The organism is Thermoactinomyces daqus, assembly GCF_000763315.1.
Classification (GTDB): domain Bacteria; phylum Bacillota; class Bacilli; order Thermoactinomycetales; family Thermoactinomycetaceae; genus Thermoactinomyces_A; species Thermoactinomyces_A daqus.
Genome location: NZ_JPST01000008.1, coordinates 83,158 through 107,982 on the forward strand (window position 1 = coordinate 83,158; position 24,825 = coordinate 107,982).

A 24,825-nucleotide genomic window follows, 5' to 3' on the forward strand; every position below is an offset into this window, starting at 1 on the left:
AAATCTATAACATCGATTCATCGTTCAAGTAAATGACTAAATTTTCAGTACACAAATTCGTAAAGGTTTGCTCATAAAAAAGTCATATAAAACGGTAATTAAAATATATATTTTTTACAGGTTGCTCTATTCGGTTTTCTCGTGGGGAGTCGTACAGTGATTGTACCTTATTCCTGTCCGGTTCTTTCACTTACCACCTGTTATCCTTTCGACTACATAGGCAGTGCACCCGATCGCTATATCATTCAGGCGGAACTGATTAATTTTAAAAATGAGAACTAAGGTCTAAGAAGAGTATTCGAGATGTTGTCCTGTGGGGCTTTTTTATGGAAGCTGAGGCTCATGTCTCGGTTTTTCAATTACAAATTGGACAATGCTTTTGAAATGATTTCAGTTGCTGGAAGATGGTATGTAAAGCCATCTTCCTGTTTTTATTTTTTTCGGTAAACGATAAATTCCCGTTTCAACCGGATCGCTGAGAAGGATTATTTTCTGACTGCTGCAATTCTGCTTTGTGGACAAAAACTTGACTAAAGCAAATATATAGTTGATAATGGCATTGAAAAGGGGGCGAAACAAAGATGAAAAATCTGGAGGCGAAAATCAGTGCTGTCCGGCATTTCAACCGATTTTTTACCCGGCATATCGGAGTATTGCGCGAGGGATTGTTGCACAGTCCCTTTTCCCTGACCGAAGTTCGTATCCTGTTTGAACTTGCGCATCACGACCATTTGACCGCTTCGGATCTGTCCCGGGAAACTGGGCTGGATCCGGGTTATCTCAGCCGCATCTTGTCCCGGTTTGAGGAAAAAGGGCTGATCGAAAAAGTCCGTTCGGAAATCGATGCCCGGCAGAGGCTGCTTTCCCTGACTTCCGAGGGAAGGCAGGTATTCATGATGCTTGATCGCCGTTCCCGAGAGGAAGTGGCCGAAATGCTTGGCAGCCTCTCTGAAGGGGATCAAGAGCGCCTTCTGGAGGCCATGAAGACGATCGAAGACGTGCTGACCCGGGGCCAGGGTTTCAAGTTCTCCGAACCCTTTTTCCTGCGTTTTCCCGAACCCGGTGACATGGGCTGGGTCGTCCATCGTCACGGTGTTCTTTACGCACGGGAATACGGGTGGAATGAGCGCTTTGAAGCATTGGTCGCACAGATTGTATCCGATTACATGCATCGCCATAATCCGTCCAGGGAGCGCTGTTGGATTGCCGAGATGAACGGGGAGAATGTCGGCTGTGTTTTTGTCATGAAAGACAGCGATACCGTTGCCAGACTTCGGCTTCTTTTGGTCGAACCCAAGGCGCGCGGTTTCGGACTTGGCAACCGCCTCGTCGAAGAATGCATTCGTTTCTCCCGGAGATGCGGCTACAAGAAACTGGTTCTTTGGACGAACGACGTGCTTAAAGAGGCCCGGCATATTTACCGGAAGCACGGCTTCAAACTTGTAAAGGAAGAAAAACACCACAACTTTGGTCCGGATCTGGTGGGGGAGACGTGGGAGTTGTCGCTTTGAAGAGAAACAGCTCAAAGAATCAGTCGCCACATCAGAATATTTCTCCTGAAAGGATCTATTTGGAGTCTCTATTTCGGATTCAGTAGGTTTGGACAAGTTCAGATCCATCTGGAATTCGTGGTCTTTCTGTGGTTGGAAACGGGTTCCTGTCCGATACGGATTGCCGCGTACGGGCAGTGTGGAAGATATCGATTCTTTGCGAGAAGCGACCGCCCGCGTGGTCGGGTTGATTGTGTCTGAGGGGCGGAAAGAAGAGCATTAAAATGAACGCAAAGAAGCCGCTTCATCACGAAGCAGCTTCTTCCTTTTATGCTCCATCCCCATTACTCAATAGAGTCTTTGTTGGCTTGGTACAGCTGTTCTGTATCGCAGTTGAATCCCGGCATTATTAATCAGCACGTTCACGTCGGGATAGTTTGCTGTCACCCAATCGAACAAGGCCAGACGCTCGCTTTCTTGCTCCAAGTCGCAAACCCGGGTGATTAAGCCGGGGACTTGTTTCCGGGCTTGTTCAAGAACATTTTCCCGCCGGCCGATAACGATGACGGTATTTCCGTTTTGCACGAATTTCTCTGCAAAGGCCAGCCCGATCCCGGAGCCGCCGCCAGTAATCAAGATCGTATTTCCTGTAAGCTTCATAGGTTTTCTCCTCCACGAAGTTGTTTTTGATAACGTTCGATTTTCTCCTCTATCCCCTTCAGGTATTCCTGCATTAATGCTATTTCATCCAGCACGTTTCGCTTATGCTTCAACAGCATGTCGAGCCGTTTCTCTATGGTTGAATTTCCTTCAACAACCCAGTCCATGTACTGCTTAATCTGATTGATGGGCATGTTGGTGTTCTTAAGGCAAGTTATGATTTGCAGCAACGCCAATTGACGTTCCGAAAATAATCTTCTGCCCGCCTCGTCCCGTTCGACAAACGGAAGAAGACCTTTTTTTTCATAAAAGCGCAAGGTGGATTCCGGTATATTGTACATGGCTGCAGCTTCGCCAATGGTATAGTATTTCATAGTGGAGGCCTCCAAATCCAGTATTTCTTGTCGACATGACTATCGTACGACTTAAACCTTGGTTTAAGTCAACAGTGCTTTTTCGCATTTAGCGCTCATTCCACCCGTACTTTCGGGAAAGCCGCGTAAGCGACTTTAACCTCCGCAATGTATTGGGGGCCTATTGTGTAACTCAAACAGTATTTCCAAAAATGGTCGAAAAAAATAGCGGAGGCATCATCAACATCTCCACCCAAGGAGCGCGGTTTCGGACTTGGCAATCGTCCTCGCCGAAGATGCATTCGTTTTCCCCGGACTTCACAGACGATGGCTTCTTGGACCAAAGAATCTCATATCGCATCCCGTCGTAGCTCGCAAATCCATCTTGGCTCACTTGGAGTAATTACGACGGATATGGCTTCCTCGAAGATCACGTAGGATGGTGTTGCGGGCATGTCCTGTTTTTCTTGTAAATCACCAGAATACCCTTGCCAATCGCATTCTCCTTGACAAATGAGATTCCATGGAAAAGTTGGAGGTGGTTGTCTTCATCAAGCAGGAATGAATCCTTTCTAAATCATTGGCCACTATTTTGGTTACTCGCCCTACAGCAGTCTGACATCACCTTTTCGGGGGCCAACCAGATCCTGTTTACCCAGGAACAAATAAAGCTACCCGATTCGGGTAGCATCTTTTATATGGCTTGAAACAGGGGGCTGAGAGGCTCGTAGAGTGCGATTCACAGATTGATCCGACACATTTATATGCCCTGTTTTATTTAGTTATAAGTTTAACAATTTCGCAATATTATCACCTAATACACATTTGCGTGTGTACGGATCATTTGAATGTCGTTCTACTGCCATTCTTACCAACAAGGGATCGCCATAAGGACTATCAGAACTAAACAAAGTACGCTCAGGTAACTCTAACATTGCTAAAGATAATGCAACTGTAGTATAAAAAGCAGAAACATCAAGATACGCATTAGAAATTTCTTTTGTAATTTTGATCGTGTCTAACCAGTTTAGACCGCCTAAATGCCCGAAGATTACGGGAACCTTTGCATACTTCTTTGCCAATTCTGCCAGCTCTTTAATATCGCTTAAACCAAGGGGATGTAATGTATGCACCCAGATGGGAAGATATCCAAACTCGCAAGAGCTTTTAAAAACTGGTTCCAAAGTATTTATCTGCCCAGGAGCAAGCGTAAACTCTCCGAGCCCCTTAAACCCATTACCGATCACTTGTTTTTCGACCCACTCAGCTGTCTTTTCGTCATTTAACCCATTTGGTACAGAACCAAAGCCTAAAAAACGATCGGGATATAGACGAATAGATTGCAGCTGTTCTTCAATTCCTTTTTCCCTTCCTTTGGCATCATTTACATGTCCTCCTAAAATTTTAAACAGTTTTCTCATTTCTTTTTCATACGACTGAAAATCCGTTGCTCGCTCGGGGTGAATTGAAGTATAAAAAAGGATTGTCTTATCTATCCCTGCTTCATTCATTAACTCAATTTGTTTTTCAACTGGTAACATCACATGACTATGGCTGTCGATGATCATCGCTCTTGGCTCCTTTCCTCCGTAAAGACAAAAAAAGTTTTGTACATCACGTCACCAGAAAAAAGTATCAATCAAATATGAATGACACGTTAATCGGGGAATAGACATGAAATGATCGTAATGCAATATTAACTACCGTCATATGATTCATTTCCTTTGTGTTTAGCTGTCTTTTTTTCCAATTTGATCGCATGTACCCGTTCTTCCAAATTTGATTTGATTTCGGATAGAATTTTTATATAATCATCTAATTCTTTTATTTTCATTTCGTACGTAGACAAAACTTCTTGGCAAACAGCTTCATTATTTTCGAGAACACAATTCAAAAAATTGGATATTTGGTCTGTGGTAAAACCTAGACTTAAGTAAAATTGAATCATTTTGACTTGTTTAATAGCTATGGAGTTGTATTCCCGATAACCATTAATCAATCGTGTCGGTGTAATTAGCTTCTTTTTTTCGTAATACCGTAATACACGTGGACTTACTCCTGTTAGTCGAGCGAGTTCACCAATACGCAAAGCAGATTAATAACCTCCTTTCATTCAAGTGTTGTAATGTGATTATAAACCTTGACATTAATGTCAAAGTCAACAAGTATGTGGTTCCAGGGGGCAACTTATCACTGTGACAGACGAGGGTACAAGGCAAGATGGAAACAAGCCGCTAGCCGGAGTAATCATCGTCAAAAACGGAGTGACCGTTGTTCGTGGGTACACGTCTCACTCGGCCTGCTGCGTAAGCGAATGTTCCAGGCTGGTGTTAAAACGAAAGGGGCAACAGTCTATACTGCACGCGGGAACCCATGCTCAGATGGAGTTCGAATGCGGCATGTTGCGAAGCATTAACGGACGCAGGAATGGCCAAAGTTCTTGTTGGTATCGTTGATCTATCCGAAGGTTAGCAGAAAAGGCATCCAGCATTTTCGAGAACATGGCGTTGAGGTTGTCGTTGGCGTGTTTGAGGGAGGAACACAAGAATGGGAAACCCAAATAAAGAAGACGACACGAGGCCGTCTTTTTTCTTTTAACCTGATTGGCTTTGATCGTGCCGGACCGTCATACCCCGGGCCTTTTTTTCACAAAAGGGTTGAAGATTCATCACATGGTACACATGGTTCAGCCGTCACTGACAGCATTAATGAATCCAATAACTTGTCCGGGATTTTTGTCAATTGCCAATAAAACCCGGTAGCTTCAAATGGGTTTCCGATGATGGGTGATTGGGCCAACCAACAAAAAATCCTCCTTTCAACATGTTGACCGTGATTTCGTGAGTGACGATTTATATTACATATGAGAATGTCCTCCTTTAAAGAAGGGCACAATCGTGGCAGAGAGATGGAGCTTAAAGCCTTGGCTTGGAATTGAAATGTCCCAAATCGGATACGAATGGCAATTGGGAATCTCTCACCAAGATGCTTGGGTGGCAGACTTCGGTTTTCACAGTCAGCAATGCTCTGCTAAATCCCCATCCTCATCAATCCGCTTGGTTCCCCCGCCGAATAGCCATCCGTTTTCCTCGACAAACGCAATAAACTTATCCAAAAATTCATCATGGTCAATATCTGTATTTTTATCATTGGCAAAAATACAGCCATCAATATGTATACCAATCTGTTTTTTCTTCCTCATTTCTCTTCCTCCCGTTTTATTTACGGTCTCAGAAATAGGGGCCCTTCTCTTTGTTTACCTCACCAATGATAAAAGGATCCACTGATACAACTCACGGCTCCGTGGGAGACCCGATTCAGCATCCGTCGAAACAATGGAAATCCGGATTTGCACTTCCGCTCTTCCTGAACAAATTAACATGATTCGATTTCAATGAGTCTGTATCTTTGTGAAAGATGGTAGTCGCTCTATTTTTCCCGCTATGAAAAATGTCAATCTACTTTTTGTATAAAATTATCTTTTTACTATAAATTACATACTATGCAAAATATTAAATTAACGTTAAAATTAAACGTGTATTGCGAATTTTAAATACAATTCAACAGGAGGGAGTTTTGTTGAAACGACTCTTTGCGATCACTTTGGTGGCAGTGATGACGTTTTGGAGTGCCGGCGACGTCGATCGCAGCAGAGGTTGGAACGCAAGCTTGTACCATTAGTAATTCATGGCTTGCCGATCCCGATTGCACCACGAATCGGTCAACTGTTCGTACCATTAATTTTGCAGAGTTAAGAACAGTCTACCATAACGGTCAACAATATGGATGGGGCAGACTCACAACTTCCAGTCCCGGCTATACACTTTACTTTGATGTCAGCTTTGATGGCGGAAAAACCATAGGTACCTATGATTATATATATTCCGGTTCGTCAACCATTACCACTTGGGCATACCCCGCTTCCAGTGATCCTAACCGTCGATTCCGCGTATGTGTCGTTCCTCCGGGTGGAGGGGAGCAATGCAGCTCTTGGTGGTAAACGCATCCTCTTCAAAAATCAACCTCTGCCATTAAACCCCGGTGATCCCGCCGGGGGTTCATCATGACGAGGAGAAATGATTGTTGCGGGGACACTTCACGGATCAGAGGGGGACGTGTCCGCGAAAAAGAAACCGGTCTTCGATGGGACTGTTTTCCTTTCCGATTCTTTGTGCTATCGTGAAAATGGCGGAAAACTTTGCGTCGGATGGAGGATAGCAGATGAAAATCGTACAGCGCACCCCCGATCCTTTTTTTTATTCGGGTGGAAAAGTGGGCATTCTGTTAATACATGGTTTTACCGGCTCTCCTTCCGAACTTCGTCCCATGGGTTACTATTTGAAGGAGCGAGGGTTTACCGTTTATGCTCCTCTCCTCGCCGGGCACGGGGTTGATGGGGAAACAATGGAGAAAACGGGATGGAAGGATTGGTGGCAAAGCGCTTTGGATGCGTATGAGAGAATGCGGGAAGAGGATTTGGACCGGATTTTTGTGGCGGGTCTGTCGATGGGAGGATGTCTTTCACTGATGCTGGCGGCCGAAAAAAAGGTCGATGGTGTGATCTCGATGTGCGCTCCGGTTTGGATTCGCGACCGTCGTGCGCTCTTGGCCAACGTGCTGCAGTATTTTATCCGCTTTACCCGAAAATCGGAAAAACGCGACCCCGAAATCGCCGCCCATGTCGTGCCGATAGATAAAACCCCGGTCAAATGTGTGGGCGAGCTGGTGCGCCTCATTCGGGAAATGCGAAGCAGGCTGCCAAGGGTATCGGCACCGGCACTGGTCGTGCAAGCCGCCAAAGATGAGCTGGTATTGGAAAAAAGCGCGGAATATATTTTTTCGCAAATCGCCTCAAAAGAGAAAAAACTTTCCTGGTATGAAAATTCGACGCACATCATTACCGTTGACAAAGAAAGGAAAGAATTGTTCCAGGAGATTGAGGAATTTATCGGACGCGTTTCCTCATCGGATCCTAAAAAAGAGAGGTGAAAAACTCTGTTACCGGGAGCCGTTCCTGATGACAGATTTGTACATGATCACAGAACATGAGATTCGGCAATTCATGTTGGAAAAAGCATATAAACCACTTACGCTGGAGGAATTGATCGCCTCTTTTCAGATCGGCGAGGAAGATAGGGAAAGTTTTACTGCGTTGCTCGACAAAATGGAAGAGGACGGCGACATCGTCAAAACGAGAGCCAGTCGCTACGGGGTGCCGGAACGCTTTAATCTGGTGCGGGGAACCTTGCAGGGTAGCACCAAAGGATTTGGGTTCGTGATTCCTGATCAGCCTGGCAGGCGCGATATCTACATCCATTTGAACGACATGAACGGAGCGATGGACGGAGACCTCGTCCTCGCGCGGATTCATAAAGGCAAATCGGGCGACCGCCGCCCGGAAGGGGAAATCGTGCGCATCCTCAAGCGGAAGCTCGACAAAATCGTCGGTACCTTTACCCGTTTGTCCTCCCATTTCGGGTTTGTCATTCCGGACAACAAACGCATCGCCACCGATATTTTCATCGCGCCGGAATTTCAGATGAATGCGCGTGACGGGCAAAAAGTCGTGGTCAAACTCCATCAAATCACGGGACGTCACAGTGCCGAAGGGGAGATTATCGAGATCTTGGGTCATAAAAACGACCCCGGCGTCGATATCCTCTCGATTATTCGCAAGCACGGTTTGCCGGAGGCGTTTCCCGAGGCCGTACTGAAAGAAGCCGAGGCGATCCCGGAGACGATCAGTGAAGAAGAAATCAAGGGCAGAAGAGATTTGCGCGAACGCCCGATGGTGACCATTGATGGCGAAGATGCCAAGGACCTCGATGATGCCGTTTCCGTCGAACGTTTGGAAAACGGCAATGTTAGGCTGGGCGTTCATATTGCCGATGTAAGCTACTATGTAAAAGAAGGGTCGGCTCTCGACCGGGAAGCTTATGAGCGCGGATGCAGCGTGTACCTCGTTGACCGCGTGATTCCGATGCTTCCCAAGCGGCTGTCCAACGGAATCTGCTCCCTGAATCCGCAGGTAGACCGTCTGACCATGACCTGCGATATGGAATTGGACAGCGAAGGAAATGTTGTCAATTATGAGATCTATCCAAGTGTGATCCGTACCCGCGAGCGGATGACTTATTCCGACGTGAAAAAAATCGTGGTGGATGAAGACCCAGAACTGATCGCCCGCTACCAACCGCTCGTTGACGATTTCAGGCTGATGGCCGATTTGGCGATGACCCTGCGCCGCAAACGGATGAGGCGGGGGGCGATCGACTTTAACTTTGCCGAAGCCAAAGTGATTGTCGATGAAAAGGGAAAACCGGTGGATGTCGTGAAGCGCCCGCGTACCATCGCTGAACAACTGATCGAAGAGTTCATGCTGGCCGCCAATGAAACGGTCGCCGAGCACTTTTTCAACCTGGGTGTTCCCTTTGTCTACCGCATTCACGAAAATCCGGATGCCGAAAAGCTGAGAGCGTTTTATGAGTTTATCACCAGCTTCGGTTATTCCGTCAAAGGCAAGCCCGATCAGGTCAAACCCCATGCATTGCAAGCGTTGCTGGAAAAAGTGCAGGGGAAACCGGAAGAACATGTGATCAGCACGGTGATGCTCCGTTCAATGAAACAAGCCAAATACTCCGCGGAAAATATCGGCCATTTTGGATTGGCGGCACCGTTTTATTCGCATTTTACCTCCCCGATCCGCCGCTATCCCGATCTGCTGATTCACCGCGTCATCCGGGAAGTGTTGGCTAATGGTTTCCTGACGGCGGAGAGGATTGACCAATTGAATGAGTATCTGCCGGACGCCGCCCAGCAATCGTCCATCCGTGAACGGATTGCTGTCGATGCGGAACGGGAAACGCAGGACCTGAAAATGGCCGAATACATGATGGACAAGATCGGGAAAGAATATGACGGCATCATCAGCAGTGTCACCTCGTTCGGCATCTTTGTCGAATTGCCCAATACGATTGAAGGGCTGGTTCATATCAGCTTCCTGACCGACGATTACTATCATTACGATGAATCCACCTATTCCCTGATCGGCGAGCGTAGCGGACGCCTTCTGCGCATCGGGGATCGCGTCAGGATCAAAGTGAGCGGCGTCAATGTCGATGAGCGCAAAATCGATTTTGAACTTTTGGAGCATTACTCCGACGAACGGGCTCCGCTCAAAAAAGGGAAGAAAAAGAAAGCGAAAAGCAAGGGACGAAAAAGGGCAGCCGAAAGCGAAACGAAAGTGAAAAAAGGAAAAAAGGGAAAAACTTATGCCGTCGACCCATCCGACTTCATCAAACAGCAGAAGCCGGGAAAAAAAGGAAAAAAGAAAAAGAAGAAAAAAAAGAAGAAGTAGTCCCGGCCTTAAGGGGGTTCCCTTGTCTTTTTGATACGGGAACCTCCCTTCAGACCGGATGGTACTGAAAAATCCCATTGATTCGCTTCGACTTTCCTTGGTATAATAGAATCTACTGCGATTTCAGGGTTTGAGGTGGAAACGATGGGAAACAAAGGGACCAAGGTGATTGCCAAGAACAAAAAAGCATACCATGATTACCACATCGAAGAGACCTTTGAAGCGGGAATCGTTCTCACCGGAACTGAAATCAAGTCGATTCGCCAGGGACGCGTCAACTTGAAAGACAGTTACGCGCGGATTGATCAAGGAGAGCTCTTCATCATCGGTATGCATATCAGCCCGTTTGAGCAGGGCAACCGCTTTAATGTCGATCCCACCCGCACCCGCAAGTTGCTTATGCACCGAAAGGAGATTGACAAGCTTCTAGGCCAAACCAAAATTAAGGGACTGACCCTCATCCCGCTCGACATTCACTTGCGCAACGGTTTTGCCAAAGTCCAGCTCGGTCTCGGACGAGGCAAGAAGCTCTATGACAAGCGGGCAACTGAGGCCAAACGCGATGCGGAGCGCATGATCCGCCGCAAGCTGAAGGAGCAAAATTTCCGTTAAAAAAATAAAAAATACCCTTGCATGTTTTTCTACATGATGCTATAATCTAAAACTGTGATCATCGTTCACTTTGCTCGAAAAGTTGAATCTCGGGGGCGTTCTTGGGATTCGACGGGGATAGTTCGAGCGTCAGTAGCGAGCCGAGGGGCTGCGTTTCTCGTTAAACACGCGGAAGCCAAATGTAACTGGCAAACAAGAAAACTACGCTCTGGCTGCTTAATTAACCAGCCAGGACTCGCTTCTCCATCGCCTGTGTGGAGCTGCCGGGTCTCATAATCCAGCAGGCTAGCTGACCGATCGGCCGCTGATCGGAAGGCGAATTTCAAGCGGCTAGTCTTTAAAAGCGCCTGTCACTGGGCAGTTTTAAAGGCGAATCTTCAATACAGTGACTGCGCTCGGAGAAGCTGGCGTGGCGATGTCTTCGGACAGCGGTTCGACTCCGCTCGCCTCCACCAAAATCCATAAGCAACATGCTGGTGTAGCTCAGTTGGTAGAGCACTTCACTCGTAATGAAGGGGTCGCAGGTTCGAGTCCTGTCTCCAGCACCAAAGAGAAGCCCTTGGGAAACCAAGGGTTTTTTGTATTATGGAAGTATTGGAAATAATGTTCTGATTGGTGATTTTAGTAATAATCAGGGAGATATTAATAGCGATCTTGTTATTAACCCAGAGCTCGCATTAAGTAAGGATGAACTGGACGATATGGAAAGTATAAATGAGTATGACACAATTACCTATGAGTAATATATGGAATATAAAATAATTAAACTCACATGAATATGTGACGATCCATAATTGATCCCCTGAAAGCCTGCTTCATGAGCCGTCCACAAGGATGGCTTTTTCTATTTAGGAACAAAAGATGCATTGATAGATTATGCTTCGTTTGGAGTTTTTATTTTCTGCGGGCGTAGATGAATTATCCAGACTTATCCTTGTTCCATCATAATATAACAGAAAATTCTGTCATCCACGACTGGTCTTCGCAGTTCATCACGAAAATCATCGGCTTTGGATAAGCGTATGCCCGTTTCCGTTTAATCATCATGTGAAATGTTCTCCTTCTTATCCCTTCTTTTATGACAAACTGTGATTGTGCGATAAGCGGGAGCAAATGCATTTGCCTGATGGAATGAGGCAAATTTTGAATAGTGAGCGATATCGCTGCGAAAAATATTCACGAATATCCAAGTTGTCAACTGCAGGTTGATGGAGGTGTAATTAATGAATCTTACCAGGCTTTGGGTAAGTTTGGCACTTGTATTCATCATTTCATTCGCCATTCTCGGGTATTACGGTGGAGAGATTTATCATACAATGCCTCCTATTCCCAAACGAGTGATGACCAGTGCTGGTAACGTGCTGTTTACTGAAAAAGAGATTAAGGACGGTCAAAACGTTTGGCAGTCTATGGGCGGACAGGAAGTTGGAACAGTCTGGGGGCATGGAGCATATGTGGCGCCGGACTGGACTGCTGACTGGTTGCATCGGGAATCCATGTGGATTCTCAACAGATATGCGTTGAATCAATATGGAAAAGCCTACAACGCGCTGGATGATGAAAAAAGAGCGATGCTCAGGACCAGATTGAAAAAAGAAATGAGAACCAACACTTATCATCCGAACACTGGAGACTTGGTGATCTCCCCCATACGGGCGCAGGCAATTGCAGCCACGAGCAAACATTACACTGCCTTATTTGGCAACGATCCAAAACTGGATCATTTGCGTGACGACTACGCCATACCCCGCGGAACAATCAAAGATCCACAGCGGATGAAAGCCCTTAACGCCTTTTTCTTCTGGGCGGCTTGGGCTTGTGCAACCAATCGTCCGGGCAGCAACATTACTTACACGAATAACTGGCCCCATGAACCTTTAATCGGGAATGTGGCAACCGGATCGATGGTGATCTGGTCTGTGGTCAGCTTTGTTCTGCTGCTGGCCGGCATAGGCGCACTGGCTTGGTATTATGCCAAACAAAAACACGTCGAATTGGAAGAGACCTTTCCTGAAAAGGACCCATTGCTCGCCTTGTCGCCGACTCCTTCGATGAAATCAATAGTCAAGTATTTTTGGTTGGTCGCTGTTTTGATGGTCGTTCAGGTTGGCCTTGGAGCGATCACTGCCCATTATCAGGTGGAAGGAGCGGGTTTCTACGGAATTCCGATTGCAAAATGGATCCCTTACTCCTTAACGCGTACGTGGCACACCCAATTGGCGATTTTTTGGATTGCAACTGCTTGGATTGCAACCGGATTGTTTGTGGCTCCGGCAGTCTCCGGTCGTGAACCAAAATACCAACGTTTTTTTGTAAACTTTCTTTTTGTAAGTTTGTTGATTATTGTTGTCGGTTCAATGGTCGGACAGTGGTTTGCAATACGGCAACGTCTTGGATTGAATACAAACTTCTGGTTTGGACATCAGGGGTATGAATATACGGACCTCGGACGATTCTGGCAATTGTTCCTGGCCGTCGGACTTTTCCTCTGGTTGTTCCTGATGGCACGCGGGATTTGGCCTGCGCTGAGAAAGAAAAAAGACGACAGGCATCTGCTCATTCTGTTTTTGATTGCCTCCACCGCGATTCCTGTGTTTTATGTTCCGGCACTGATGTGGGGACAGCATACTCATTTGGCAATTGCCGAGTACTGGCGTTGGTGGGTGGTGCATCTGTGGGTAGAAGGGTTTTTTGAAGTATTTGCAACTGTGGTGATCGCCTTTCTGTTCACACGTATGGGATTGTTGCGAGTCTCAACGGCCACCGCTTCCGTTCTTTTTTCGACGATTATCTTTTTATTCGGTGGAATCATCGGCACGTTCCACCATTTATATTTCAGCGGAACGCCTATCGGAGTTTTGGCTTTCGGGGCCACTTTCAGTGCACTTGAGGTAGTTCCGTTGGTATTGATTGGTTTTGAGGCATATGAGAATTTGACCCTTTCCCGTGCCCGTCCCTGGGTAGCGGCATACAAGTGGCCGATTTACTACTTTGTGGCCGTTGCTTTTTGGAACCTTGTGGGCGCCGGATTATTCGGATTTTTTATCAATCCTCCGATTGCGCTTTACTTTATGCAAGGACTCAACACCACACCCGTGCACGGACATACGGCACTGTTCGGGGTGTACGGCATGTTGGGAATAGGGCTTATGCTGTTTTGTTTGCGGGGATTGACCAAACAACGCGTGTGGAAAACAAAGGCTCTCGCTTTCTCGTTCTGGGCGATCAATATCGGGCTGGCATTGATGGTTCTGCTGAGTCTGATCCCGATCGGCTTGATGCAGACATTGGCAAGCGTGGAACACGGCACGTGGTATGCCCGTTCGGCCGAATTCATGTCACGGGGCATCATTCACAAGTTCGTATGGCTTCGGATAATCGGGGACACCGTATTTACGATTGGTGTGCTGGTACTCGGCTGGTTTATTCTCGGGTTAAAAACCGGGTGGTCTCTTACCGGTGAACAACTGCACTTTGGCAAGAAAAACGAGATTGATGCAAAATAGCCATTTGCACATGTTACAGCCGGTGCATAATTCGCTCTCCAGCATATTCGGTGAAGGTATCCCCAATCCGAAGTGCGAGAGAGCCTTTTCATTCCGGCGGTTGATTTCTTTATCTGTAAAACCGGGGAACGACTGTACATGCAAAAGTTTACATGCACTTACAGCGGTCGTAGCCAAAATCAACAACGATCCATAATTCCCTAAGTGAAATAGTTGGCTCAATACCTTGGAAAAACTAAATAACAAATGCCATTTATACGTTACAAATAGTTGTACTTCCCAAATAATGAAACCTGTGATGAAAGCATGAAAAAGCGTTTTACGGATGGGATAAAAAACAGCGAATATCGCCCCTCTCAACAACGTCATCTGCCACACATTATATAGATTCCCAACCCATATTACGCAGCCGGTGAGTAGAAAAATGAAAGAAGATTTGCTCCAGTCCATTTTTATTTACCCCATTCATCACACGGTTTCCATCTCTGTACTTTCCTTCTTGTTAACCTGAAAACGACGGACAAAGGGAAACAGAAACACAATAACTGCCGAGATCATTTCCAGCAAACCTGCATACAAAAAGATTGATTGCGGTCCGGTCCATTTCATTGCCCAACCTGCCAAAGCTTGAGAAATAGGCTGAGAACCGGTCATTACCAATATCATCACGCTTAAAACGCGTCCAAACATTTTTCTGGGAATAATTGAATGGTTGACGCTCGGCGCAATCACGTTAACCGCTGTTTCCTGGAAACCGATCAGCATAAAGAGAAAGATCACAAGCCAAAAATGATCCACAAAACTTACCAAAAGTAAAATTACTCCTTGAAAAAAACAGGTGTACAACGTCATAACCGGTCGGGGATTGGTAATCATGATGACGGAAAAGAGCAACGCGCCAATAAAGCCACCAATACCGATCGCCGTAGTCATCCATCCGAACCCTAACACACCAAAACCCAAATTCTTCGCGAGAAAAGGAATGCTAACATTGATTGTACTCACGGCGGCATTGGCAAAAAGCGCAAAAACCGCCATGGTAAAAATAATGGGAGTCGTTATAAAGTATCGAATTCCTTCTACAAAACTAGACCATAGTTTTTCTTTCGGTTCTTTGTCTTTCTCCTGTACCTCCCGAAACCTTGTCCCCATCAACAGAAGCCCGGGTATAATAAAAGCAACTCCGTTTAATGCAATAGCCGAAACACCTCCTGTGAATTTGACAAACCATGCGCCAATGGCGGGACCTATCACAGCGGATATTTGTGTTGCAATGGTCAGAACGCTAAGAGATTGACTGTAGTATTTTTTTTCTACGATCTGAATCCGGCAAGTAATGGCGGCCGGTTCTGAAAGGGCATCCACCATGCCGAAGACAATACCCATTATGTAAAATACCCAAAGGGGGGGAGAACCTTGAAGTCTAATCAGAACGAAGAGAAACATGATTCCCCCTCTGATCCAATCCGACGCGATCAACAAGTTCTTGGCCTTGAATCGGTCGACAATCACACCACTGAACAGGATGAATATCAATTTGGACATACCCAACAAAAAGAGATAGGTACCCACCACCGCGGAAGATCCAGTGGATTCAACGAGCATCCAAGTCAACACGATAGTAAAAATGGCCCCACCGAGTGAGGACACCCAAATGGAACTTAAATAAAACAGAAAATTAATGTTTCTGAATATACTCCAATCAATATTCATTTTATACCCCTCCCTTCATCTGTAGTGATTCGGTAATAACCGCTGAAAAAATTCAGCCAAATTCAACGGAGCTTTCTTCCTGAACTTGCCGATAAAATGCAGACTATCCTTAAGGAGGCAACCTTTTTCCGTTGTCACAAAAAAAGTGAGCCGAAGCCCACTCAATCCGGTGCTAACGAAACACGATGGTTTTGTTTCCGTGCACCAGGACTTGATCATTTAAATGCCATTGCACTGCCCGGGCCAGTACCATTCGTTCCACGTCTCTGCCGATTCGTTTTAAATCTTCAACTTGATGTCGATGGTCAACCCGCTGTACATCCTGTTCGATGATGGGGCCTTGATCCAGTTCCTCCGTGACATAATGAGCGGTGGCTCCGATGATTTTAACTCCCCGGTCATAAGCCTGGTGATACGGCTTCCCTCCTGCAAAAGCGGGGAGGAAAGAGTGATGGATGTTAATGATTTGATTTTGGTAGCGGTCGATGATGTCCGGGGGAATGATCTGCATATAACGGGCGAGAACAATGGTGTCGATTCGCCCTTTTTCCAACAGTTCCAGATGAATGCGGGTGGCATGGTCACGGTTTTCTTTGCTGAACGGGACATGGTAATACGGGATTCCGAACGGTGCGACAATCGCTTCCATGTTCGGGTGATTGCTGATCACCATGGCAATGTCCGCGTATAATTCGCCGATGCTCCAGCGCCAGAGGATTTCGCGCAAACAGTGATCTTCTTTGGAAACGAACACGGCCATTTTTTGTTTTTTGGCGGCAGGGGTGATTCGCCAGTTCATGTCAAACGAATTGGCAATTGGCGAAAATCGTTCGCGCAAGGTTTCGATTTGCCGTGTCAAATTCGGCAACTGGAACTCGACACGCATGAAAAAGAACCCGCCTTCGGGATCAGTGGTGTATTGATGCGAATCGACAATATTGGCCCCTTGTTCATGTAAAAAACGTGATACGGCAGCAATGATGCCGGGGCGGTCGGAACAGGAGATTAAAAGCCTTCCCAGTTTTTCTCTGGATGGATGTGTTTCTGTGACTGCGTGCATGTAACGTGACTCCTTCAAGATTCATTTATGTACCGGAGGGATGAATAATGGCTCAGTAATGTTTTAGGCGGTATTGTACTATATATTTCCTTTTGTGTCGAGAAGATCTTTCATTTCCCTGAAGGAAGCCGGTCGCTTCTCAGACGACGGAATTCCGATCAAGAGAGGACAGATGATGGGAGCCTTGTTCCCGGAATAACTGAGCCAATCTTTTTCTCCCGACGGCACCCTTTTCCAAAATGTATTGCAGTTCTTGTGACGTGAGTATTTTGATGCTTACCAAGCGAATGTCACCGGCCGGTCCCGTTATACTGGTCGGGATTTGCTCAGACTCAAGCCCGAGCAGGATGCCCACGCGCCCTTCCTCATCTCTGAAAGGCTCCGGCACATCGATATGTGAAAACTCCATCGAAAGAGTGCCATACTCCTCCAACAACGCTTTTACGCCCCCATGGTTGGCGAAGTTTTGCGCGACTTCATATACAAGCTGAAATTGCCATGTTTTTTTAAGATCGGCGATATTCTTTCGCAAGGCGGGATCATCCGATTCAAGGTAACACTCCAGCGAAAATCCCTGGTTTGGCTCTTCCATGTCATCAAACGGATCAGACAAACCGTCACTGGCCAAAATCACGGTATCAGGAGTTTCGATTTTCACAAAAGCTTGTCTCAACGCAGGCCATGCGGGACCTCCCAAAAAAGCCGGGTTCACGATATGTGTCAACACATCCGGATCCAACGTTCCGATCTTTTCCCAAAAGTGATATCGGGTTTTAATGGTTTGATCGAACAGATTTGTATTGATGGTGCATTTCCCCCCCTAAAAGAAGCATTGAGTCGAGAGCGGGATCGTATTTAAGATGGCTTTCTGTTGCGAGATCGGTCATGAAAAGGAGACTTCCTGCCATATCAGTGGAAGTCCCTCTTTCTTTTCATCTATTCGCAGGCAATCCCGTCTCCGTCCCGGTCAAGTTTTTTTGCGTATCCGGGCTCTCCTTCATATATTGGTGCGGTCCCTGCTGCACGCGCAGCGGAACAGTTTGGATAATAGACTGAGGAAGAACTTTTCTTCGTTGCAGTCGGGTGATTGTCTGAAGCGGAAGAGCTATGCAGGGAAGTTTGCTGTTTTTTCTCCTCAGATGCTTTTGCTTCGTTTTCCTTTTGGGTTATTTCCGCTTGCAGTTTCTTTTTTTCTTCCTCGCAAGATTTCAGTTTCGCTTCTAGATCCTGCTTATTCTTTTGCAATGCAGAAATTTGTTGTTGCTGTTGTTTTAGTTGTTCATTCGTTTTTTTCAATTGTTGTTTCGTACTCTTCAATTCGGCTTCAATCTGAGCTTTGGCAGGGTCTTGATCTGCTTTTGTCTGTGTGGGGGAAAGAATGGCGATCAGGATGAAACAGAGAAACACCAGGGCGACATTCCACAACCGTTTTCCAAAGCTGAATTTTTTGTACGCGATTTTCTTATGCAGGCGTGTTGGATATACGATCCCCACAATTGCAAAAAGCAAAAGCAGACAGAGTAGAAAGATGACCAGGAACATAAGGCAGAGGTGTCCTCCTTCATCTGCAATGAAATTGATACTGAGGAAATCCGTTGTCACCAATGTAGAGGGAGACGATTATTAGGATACATACCTTATTTTAATAATAATAGTCAAAAATAGAATAGCATTATTTTTTACATAAAACAATCTTATTGGAAAAATTACGAATAAAAACGTTAACCCCTGAGGAAAGGGAGTTTGTGAAAAATTTTCGGGAAGGGAAATAAAATATTTCGATTTCACTAAATAAATTTTATAATGAGGAAAGATCTATTAAATTACCAGTTACAGTCGATTATACAAAAATATTTTATTAAAGGGGGTAGACCATGGGGAAAGAACAAGATGTCTTGCGTTATTATTTTCGCTGTTTTCGCGACGACGGTTTATCCAGCAAATTGGGGGAAGGGGTGAATCTGAGCTATCAGGAGATGGAAAGGGGGATTGTATCGGAAGAATTCCTCCGGCGTTTGCTCAAATCCGGGAAATTGGAGGAAGGAGAGATTGAATACCATGTTTGTCCGGTTGTGCTGATGCATGAGAAGGATAAGTTTCAGACTGTTGCGCCCCTTTATATACCAGCCTGCATCAAGGATGGACGTTTCTTCCCCATTCCCCATCGCCCGCCCTATATTTCCCGCGAATATCTCTCCCCGTCTTCGGAAGACAAGGTTGCGGTGGGATCGGTGGAAAAGATGGATCGTTATGTGATGAAACATCCTTATATGGCCCAGGATCATTGGGAAGAAGCCTGGCACTATGCCGAAGAGATGTTTCGAGCAGTAACGGGAAGCACAATGCGAACATTCGCGATTAAAGGGTATGCGCGCAGTGAAACGGGCCGGGTAATCCCGCTCCCGGAAAAACCGCAGGGCAGTGCAATTGAGAGTGCGTATCAAGAGCTGCTGTCGCAAGATCGCCTTCCTGTATTGCTGAAGGAATATCTCTCATTGGAAGATCGGGAAAAAGTGCCGTTGTTATCTGCAGAAGCGGGGGCGGACAAACATTTGGGACAGATGAACGGAGTTTTTCCCCTGTCGGATGGGCAACGGGAGTCGTTACACCATTTGTTCTCCATTGAAAACGGAGAGATTTTGGCTGTCAATGGTCCGCCGGGAACGGGAAAGACGACGCTGATCCAGAACGTGGTGGCCTCTTTGTGGGTGGAAGCCGCGCTTCAGGAGAAAGAGCCTCCGATTATCGTGGCCGCTTCGACCAACAATCAGGCGGTTACCAATATTCTCGAGTCGTTTGCCAAAGAGGGGATGTTGTCGGAAAGTCACTCTTCCGAATGGATGGAGAAGATCAAGAAGTTACGCGGAAGGTGGCTTCCAGACGTAAAAAGTTATGGTATTTATTTTCCCAGCTCGGATAAAGCCAAAAAGTTGCAGGAAAAAGGCCATGACTATCAAATCGTAAGGTTCAATGGCGAGAATTTCATGGAGGGCCTGGAGGAGCGGCGGAAATTTCATGAATTGAAAAATAAGTTTATCGAGCGCTATCAGCAATTTGCCAAGCGTTCTGCTCACTCTATCAAAGAAATAAGGGCGCATTTGCATGAGGAGCTGAAGAAAACCCATCAGGCGATTCTGGACGGCATGGAGCTGGCCCGGAAGCTGGAAGACGGACGGAAACAGTTGCACGCGGAATTTGAAGGCTCCTTGGAGACACTTCAGAAACGGGAACAGGAATGGAAAGAGCAGCTGGAAGAGAAAGACCGTTTGCTGGATCAAACTGAAGCGCTAAAACAGTCCTGGAGGGCATTCCGGCGTAAAGAGCCGTTGATCTGGAAGATTCTCTCGCTTTTCACTTCAGTGGAAGAAAAGCGGGAAGGGCGTAATCGGGAATTTATTGCGCAATGGAGGGAAAAGGCACCATTTGTGTTTTCTTCTTTCTCTACTTCGTCGATCGAGCAGTCGATTGTTCATTATCACGACGAAGTGCGAAAAGACTGGGAAGAGACGAGTGCCTGTTTGCAAAAGGCAAAGGCCCTTCTTCATACGTTAAACGAGGGGAAAAAAGAGTTCAATCGGTGGTTGGTGGCGTTTGGCAGAACTGGAACAGACGATTTGCCGGATCTGGGCTCGGTATTGCGTGAGTTGGATCGGACGTTGCGTTATGAAGCTTTTCTGTTGGCGACTCATTATTGGGAAGCAAGATGGCTGGAAGAGGTGGAAGGACTGCCCCGGCTGGAGCAGATAAGGGAAAAACGCCCAACGCCTAAAGAACGCCGAATCGAATTGTACCATCGCTATGCCAAACTGGCGCCCTGTTTTGTCTCAACCTTGCATATGTTGCCGCAAATCATGAGCGTGTGGCAAAAAGATCCGCTTGCGTATGAGAAGAATAAGGGGAAAACCGAATACTTGTTTGAAGTGATCGATCTTTTGATCATCGATGAAGCGGGACAAGTGGCTCCGCAAATTGCGGCCCCTTCGTTTGCGTTAGCCAGAAAAGCGCTGGTGGTTGGGGACACTCTCCAAATTGAGCCTGTGGTTTCATTGCCATCCGCCGTTGATGTCGGGAATTTGCTCGGGTTCAAGGTGATGAAGGATCTCTCGCAACTGGAGGAAATGGAAGCGAAGGGAATCACTGCTGCAAAGGGAAATGTGATGAAAATCGCCCAACGCCGCAGCAAATATCAGAAGAACGAACTGGCGGGCGGGATGTTTTTGGCCGAACATCGCCGCTGTGTGCCGGAGATCATCGGGTTTTGCAATTCTCTCGCTTATGATAACAACCTGATTGCGGCCCGTCCAAATGAACATAAGTACGATTTCCTGCCGCATATGGGCTATGCCGATATCGAGGGGCAGGCCGAAGCGGACGGCACGAGCAAATTTAACGTCATGGAAGCGGAAGCGATTGCTTCCTGGCTGAAACGGAACAAAGAAAAGATCCTTGATCGGTCCAATCGGAAGGCTGGTTCGAAAAGAGAGCTGGGGGAAATTGTGGGGATTGTGACCCCGTTCCGATACCAGTCGACGTTGATTAAAGCGTTTTTGAGTGAATGCGGAATTGAGGGGATTACGGTCGGAACATTGCATGCCCTGCAGGGAGCAGAAAGGGATATCATCCTTTTTTCGGCGGTGGATACTTCGGCCAAGGGAAATGCTTTTTATGACCGGAAACCCAATATGCTAAACGTAGCTGTCTCCAGGGCGAAAGACAGCTTTATCGTTTTTGCCAACTGGAAGAAGTTTGGCCGGGTGAATCACCTTCCTTCGGGGAAATTGCGGTCGTTTATTCCGGAAGAAAATAAGGTCTATGAACAAAAAGACGAAAAACCGGTTGAGCAATTGCTGCGTCAGATGGCAAACCGGAACAGCCATCGTTCTGAGAAATGGAATAAAGGGGAACACAAGATTATCCAGCAGATCATTCATATCCATGAAAACCGGGGACAAGTGATTATCAACAAGGATCAAAGCAAAGTGGAAGTGGTCCAAAATCAATCCGGTTCTTGACGGGAGGAAACTTTTGATGGGGAAAGACGGAATTCACATTGATCAAAATCATGGACAACTGATTATCAACAAAGGCGGGAAAAACTCGATTGTCCAAAACAATTACCTGCAACACCAGCGAAATGAATGGGACGTGTTAGAGCGGAAACTGCGGCAACTGATTGAAACGCTGGAAAAGACCGATGAGTTAAATGAAGATAAGAAGGTTGAGTATCTGGCAACGTTATATGGTCCGCAAAAAATGGTGGAAGCAGGAAAATGCACGAAAGGCATACTTGAGCATCTCAATCAGAAGCTGAATGAGATGAGCGGGATAATCGCGGCCGGCGGGACCTTGGGAGGAATGATCAGCGCCGTGATGCAAACGGTGGATACGTTATTGAAATAGGACGTTTCAGACCGATCGGATGCAAAAACGATCGGTCTTTTTGCATCCGCCTTATATTTTTAACCTAAAGGCAATGAGAGTTGTTCGTACGTTTCAGCCGATGCCCGTACAAAGTTGGAAAAACCGACTCCGACCAAGCGGACGCCGGGGGTGTAGTCAAATGCCGCGAGCAGTTCTTCCAGGATTTCCGACCAGTCGGGGGCAGGCTGGGCCGTTGTTTGCTGTTTGGAACGCAGGGTGAAGTCAGCATACTTGATTTTCAGGGTGAGCGTTTGCGGGGCGATGCCGGAACCGTTGAGATCGAGCTGCACTTTCGTCAACAGTTCCCGGGCGATCCGGGCGATGGCCTCCTTGTCGAACAGATCTTCAGGCAGTGTGATCTCCCGGCTGTGAGACTTGCGTGGGCGGTTGGGGGAGATCTCGCGATCATCCTTTCCTCTGGCCCGGTCGTACAAAGCATAGCCAAACCTGCCGAACATCCGGACCACCTCATCCAGGGACAAACGCCAAAAATCGGAGATGGTCGTCACCCCGATGTTCATCAGCCGTTCCTGCGATTTTTTTCCGATGCCGTTAAGGGCGCCGACCGGCAGATCCTTTAATATGGCCAATGCCTGCTCCGGCCGTATGATCACAAATGCATCCGGCTTTTTTAAATCACTGGCAATCTTGGCCATCGACTTGTTGTAGGAAAGGCCGATGCTGCAAGTGAGTCCCGTCTCCGCCTGAATCCGCCGCTTGATTTCACGGGCGACGGGAACCGCGTTTTCATAATGGGAGAGATCGAGGTAAGCTTCATCCAATCCCACTGTTTCAAAACAGTCGCTGTAAGCGGTATAGATGCGACGGACTTCCGCCGATTTTTCTCTGTATCGCTCAAATCTCGCCGGCAAAAAAATGCCGTCCGGGCACCGCTTGCGGGCCATGGCGGTTGGCATGGCTGACCGGATTCCATATGCCCGTGCTTCATAACTGCAGGTGGCCACGACGCCGCGTTTTCCCCTGCCGCCGACAATGACCGGTTTTCCCCGCAACGCCGGGTCATCCAGTTGTTCCACGCTGGCGAAAAACGCATCGAGATCCAGATGTAAAATCTTTTTCATCGTTGGCTCACCTTTCATGCAAACATACATTCTTATCTCTATTATCGGCAGAATCAGTGGGGAATTCAACTAAAATCTCTGTTACAATGTGTATTGATTGGCAAAAATCGATTTTGATTCAGAAGGGGTAGACACGTTGCAAGCGATCTTGCTTTTTCTGTTGGCTGGTTTGTTTGAAATCGGTGGAGGGTATCTGGTCTGGCTGTGGTTGAGAGAGGGCAAACCTCTTTATTGGGGTATTTTTGGCGGGATTGTTTTGGCGTTGTACGGAGTCGTGGCCACTTTGCAGTCGTTTCCTTCCTTTGGGAGAGTGTATGCCGCTTACGGCGGGGTTTTTATTGTTCTTTCTGTTTTATGGGGCTGGGTGATCGACAAGAAAACACCCGATCTTTACGATTGGATTGGTGCCGTTATTTGTTTATTCGGTGCGGCCATCATGTTGTGGGGGCCGCGAAATTGAATCCGGCGAAGTAATCGGCTGAAAAGACAAGTAATCACCCCCTCTCCATGACTGAATTCGGGCCATGCCGACTGCTGGGGAGAAATAACAAAGAATCAAAACAATGGAATCCAATTGCCGAAAAAAATTTGGGTTGCTTCAATATTCGAGTTTGTACTGTGAGTACGGCAAAAATTCAATGATGGCGTAAACCGGTTCAAGTTCGGGCTGAAATGAACTAAGTCCGGCAATGACCGGAAACGGCATCACAAGGCTTCCGTCAGGAATTCGATTTGGCTATGATTTCGATCCCCACATCGATCATTTTTTCGGTACCCATAAAGTTCAGGAGGATTTTCGCTCTTTTTTTGCGTTTATCCACTTTTTTGATTATCCCTTCCATCCCCTTCAGCGGCCCTGATTGAACGAAGACTCTCGAGTTTTCCACATAAATTTTCGAATAATCGACGACTTCATCATTACCGATCAGCTTCAGGATCGGGGAAATTTCCTCTTCATCAATCGTTGAATAATAGGCCTCGTTATCTTTTGAATGATGCGTTCTGTTACCCAGGATGCGATAACATTTGGGGATTTTTTTGATTTTGTAAAAAAGATCTGCGTTCATTTTGGTTTTAATGAGCACATAACCAGGAAACATTTTTTTGAGAACGTGATAAATTTTGCCCAGCTTTTTTTCGGGGACCCTTCTCTTGGGGACAAACGCAGAAAGCGTAGATTCATCAAAATGCAGGTGAAGCAGCTTTTTCACAGTTTCCTCTTGACCGGTTTCTACAAAAAGTGCATACCAGTTCATTCAGTAATCCTCCCGGAGTGAAATTGTTTTTGCACTGGAATTTGCAACTTTCAGTTTCAACCAAATCACAGACGGGGAAAGATAAAGCTGGGAACAAGGAAAGTGGCAATCAGTCAAACGACGTTGGAACGGAACAAGACTAGGAAATAAAGCGGGCCCTTGCCATCCGGCCCTTTATACATAATAATCATAAGAGATTGACAAATAATAGATTTATGAATAGTATGATATTATCATATCTGAAAATAATTTGAAAGTATTTAAGTGTTAAAAGTTACTTCAGGAAATGGATTTACCTCCCTCAATAAATTAAGA

20 protein-coding genes, 1 tRNA gene, 1 other RNA gene and 1 pseudogene are annotated in these 24,825 nt (G+C 46.5%); 12 read left to right on the forward strand and 11 right to left on the reverse strand.

Features of this window, described 5'->3' with window-relative positions; genetic code table 11:
- Window positions 1-156: 156 nt before the first annotated feature.
- The 3 genes from JG50_RS20870 (at window position 157) to JG50_RS19950 (ending at window position 1,773) form a co-directional block, all read left to right on the forward strand.
- Entirely contained in the window at window positions 157-282 is a 126-nt protein-coding gene (locus tag JG50_RS20870) for a sortase family protein (protein ID WP_258560238.1), read from the forward strand.
- Window positions 283-581: 299 nt separating this feature from the next.
- Window positions 582-1,511, forward strand: a complete 930-nt coding sequence (locus JG50_RS0104175) for a bifunctional helix-turn-helix transcriptional regulator/GNAT family N-acetyltransferase (protein WP_033099852.1) — start codon at window positions 582-584, stop codon at window positions 1,509-1,511.
- 88 nt (window positions 1,512-1,599) lie between these two features.
- Entirely contained in the window at window positions 1,600-1,773 is a 174-nt protein-coding gene (locus JG50_RS19950; protein WP_160173802.1) for a hypothetical protein, read from the forward strand.
- Between the two features lie 101 nt (window positions 1,774-1,874).
- Here the strand turns inward: JG50_RS19950 and JG50_RS0104180 are convergent.
- The 5 genes and pseudogenes from JG50_RS0104180 to JG50_RS0104205 all read right to left on the reverse strand — a co-directional run.
- Window positions 1,875-2,150 (reverse strand): annotated as a pseudogene (locus JG50_RS0104180) (SDR family NAD(P)-dependent oxidoreductase); the annotation flags it as partial.
- The gene (locus JG50_RS0104185) at window positions 2,147-2,524 is read right to left on the reverse strand and encodes a MerR family transcriptional regulator (protein ID WP_033099853.1); all 378 of its coding nucleotides are present in this window, start codon (window positions 2,522-2,524) and stop codon (window positions 2,147-2,149) included. The pseudogene JG50_RS0104180 and the gene JG50_RS0104185, both read right to left, overlap by 4 nt.
- Window positions 2,525-3,285: 761 nt before the next feature.
- Window positions 3,286-4,071: an amidohydrolase family protein gene (locus JG50_RS0104190; protein ID WP_033099854.1), complete on the reverse strand. Its 786-nt coding sequence runs from the start codon at window positions 4,069-4,071 to the stop codon at window positions 3,286-3,288.
- Window positions 4,072-4,199: 128 nt separating this feature from the next.
- Window positions 4,200-4,592, reverse strand: coding sequence for a MerR family transcriptional regulator (locus JG50_RS0104195; RefSeq protein WP_033099855.1), 393 nt, complete (start codon window positions 4,590-4,592; stop codon window positions 4,200-4,202).
- 927 nt (window positions 4,593-5,519) lie between these two features.
- Window positions 5,520-5,705: a hypothetical protein gene (locus tag JG50_RS0104205; RefSeq protein ID WP_033099857.1), complete on the reverse strand. Its 186-nt coding sequence runs from the start codon at window positions 5,703-5,705 to the stop codon at window positions 5,520-5,522.
- Window positions 5,706-6,724: 1,019 nt separating this feature from the next.
- Between JG50_RS0104205 and JG50_RS0104210 the strand changes: the two genes are divergently transcribed.
- The 6 genes from JG50_RS0104210 (at window position 6,725) to JG50_RS0104230 (ending at window position 13,978) form a co-directional block, all read left to right on the forward strand.
- Window positions 6,725-7,492 carry an alpha/beta hydrolase gene (locus JG50_RS0104210; RefSeq protein WP_033099858.1) on the forward strand — a complete coding sequence of 256 codons (768 nt, stop codon included), beginning with the start codon at window positions 6,725-6,727 and terminating at the stop codon, window positions 7,490-7,492.
- A gap of 28 nt (window positions 7,493-7,520) precedes the next feature.
- Complete coding sequence (rnr, locus tag JG50_RS0104215) at window positions 7,521-9,860, forward strand: ribonuclease R (protein ID WP_232331120.1); 2,340 nt, start codon at window positions 7,521-7,523, stop codon at window positions 9,858-9,860.
- A 144-nt stretch (window positions 9,861-10,004) separates the two neighbouring features.
- Complete coding sequence (gene smpB / locus JG50_RS0104220; RefSeq protein WP_033099859.1) at window positions 10,005-10,472, forward strand: SsrA-binding protein SmpB; 468 nt, start codon at window positions 10,005-10,007, stop codon at window positions 10,470-10,472.
- A 91-nt stretch (window positions 10,473-10,563) separates the two neighbouring features.
- Window positions 10,564-10,927, forward strand: a transfer-messenger RNA (tmRNA) gene (ssrA, locus tag JG50_RS19225).
- Window positions 10,928-10,944: 17 nt separating this feature from the next.
- Window positions 10,945-11,020, forward strand: a tRNA-Thr gene (locus JG50_RS0104225).
- A 675-nt stretch (window positions 11,021-11,695) separates the two neighbouring features.
- Window positions 11,696-13,978 carry a nitric-oxide reductase large subunit gene (locus tag JG50_RS0104230; protein ID WP_033099860.1) on the forward strand — a complete coding sequence of 761 codons (2,283 nt, stop codon included), beginning with the start codon at window positions 11,696-11,698 and terminating at the stop codon, window positions 13,976-13,978.
- A 468-nt stretch (window positions 13,979-14,446) separates the two neighbouring features.
- Here the strand turns inward: JG50_RS0104230 and JG50_RS0104235 are convergent, their stop codons facing one another.
- From JG50_RS0104235 to JG50_RS18645, 4 genes are all read right to left on the reverse strand, one after another.
- Window positions 14,447-15,691: an MFS transporter gene (locus JG50_RS0104235; protein ID WP_033099861.1), complete on the reverse strand. Its 1,245-nt coding sequence runs from the start codon at window positions 15,689-15,691 to the stop codon at window positions 14,447-14,449.
- 172 nt (window positions 15,692-15,863) lie between these two features.
- Window positions 15,864-16,751 carry a formyltetrahydrofolate deformylase gene (purU, locus tag JG50_RS0104240; protein ID WP_033099862.1) on the reverse strand — a complete coding sequence of 296 codons (888 nt, stop codon included), beginning with the start codon at window positions 16,749-16,751 and terminating at the stop codon, window positions 15,864-15,866.
- 139 nt (window positions 16,752-16,890) lie between these two features.
- Window positions 16,891-17,409, reverse strand: a complete 519-nt coding sequence (locus tag JG50_RS0104245; RefSeq protein ID WP_160173803.1) for a suppressor of fused domain protein — start codon at window positions 17,407-17,409, stop codon at window positions 16,891-16,893.
- Window positions 17,410-17,687: 278 nt separating this feature from the next.
- Window positions 17,688-18,293, reverse strand: coding sequence for an excalibur calcium-binding domain-containing protein (locus tag JG50_RS18645; protein ID WP_052153987.1), 606 nt, complete (start codon window positions 18,291-18,293; stop codon window positions 17,688-17,690).
- 332 nt (window positions 18,294-18,625) lie between these two features.
- Here JG50_RS18645 and JG50_RS0104255 point away from each other — a divergent pair, with 332 nt between their 5' ends.
- Entirely contained in the window at window positions 18,626-21,763 is a 3,138-nt protein-coding gene (locus JG50_RS0104255) for a DEAD/DEAH box helicase (protein WP_033099863.1), read from the forward strand.
- A gap of 16 nt (window positions 21,764-21,779) precedes the next feature.
- Window positions 21,780-22,151, forward strand: coding sequence for a hypothetical protein (locus JG50_RS0104260; protein WP_033099864.1), 372 nt, complete (start codon window positions 21,780-21,782; stop codon window positions 22,149-22,151).
- A 59-nt stretch (window positions 22,152-22,210) separates the two neighbouring features.
- Here the strand turns inward: JG50_RS0104260 and dinB are convergent, their stop codons facing one another.
- A complete protein-coding gene (gene dinB, locus JG50_RS0104265; protein ID WP_033099865.1) occupies window positions 22,211-23,254 on the reverse strand; it encodes a DNA polymerase IV in 1,044 nt (347 codons plus the stop codon).
- A gap of 136 nt (window positions 23,255-23,390) precedes the next feature.
- Here dinB and JG50_RS0104270 point away from each other — a divergent pair, with 136 nt between their 5' ends.
- Complete coding sequence (locus JG50_RS0104270) at window positions 23,391-23,714, forward strand: YnfA family protein (protein ID WP_033099866.1); 324 nt, start codon at window positions 23,391-23,393, stop codon at window positions 23,712-23,714.
- 259 nt (window positions 23,715-23,973) lie between these two features.
- Here JG50_RS0104270 and loaP read toward each other — a convergent pair whose 3' ends face one another.
- On the reverse strand, window positions 23,974-24,510 hold the full coding sequence (gene loaP / locus JG50_RS0104275) for an antiterminator LoaP (RefSeq protein ID WP_033099867.1): 537 nt from the start codon (window positions 24,508-24,510) through the stop codon (window positions 23,974-23,976).
- Between the last annotated feature and the right edge of the window lie 315 nt (window positions 24,511-24,825).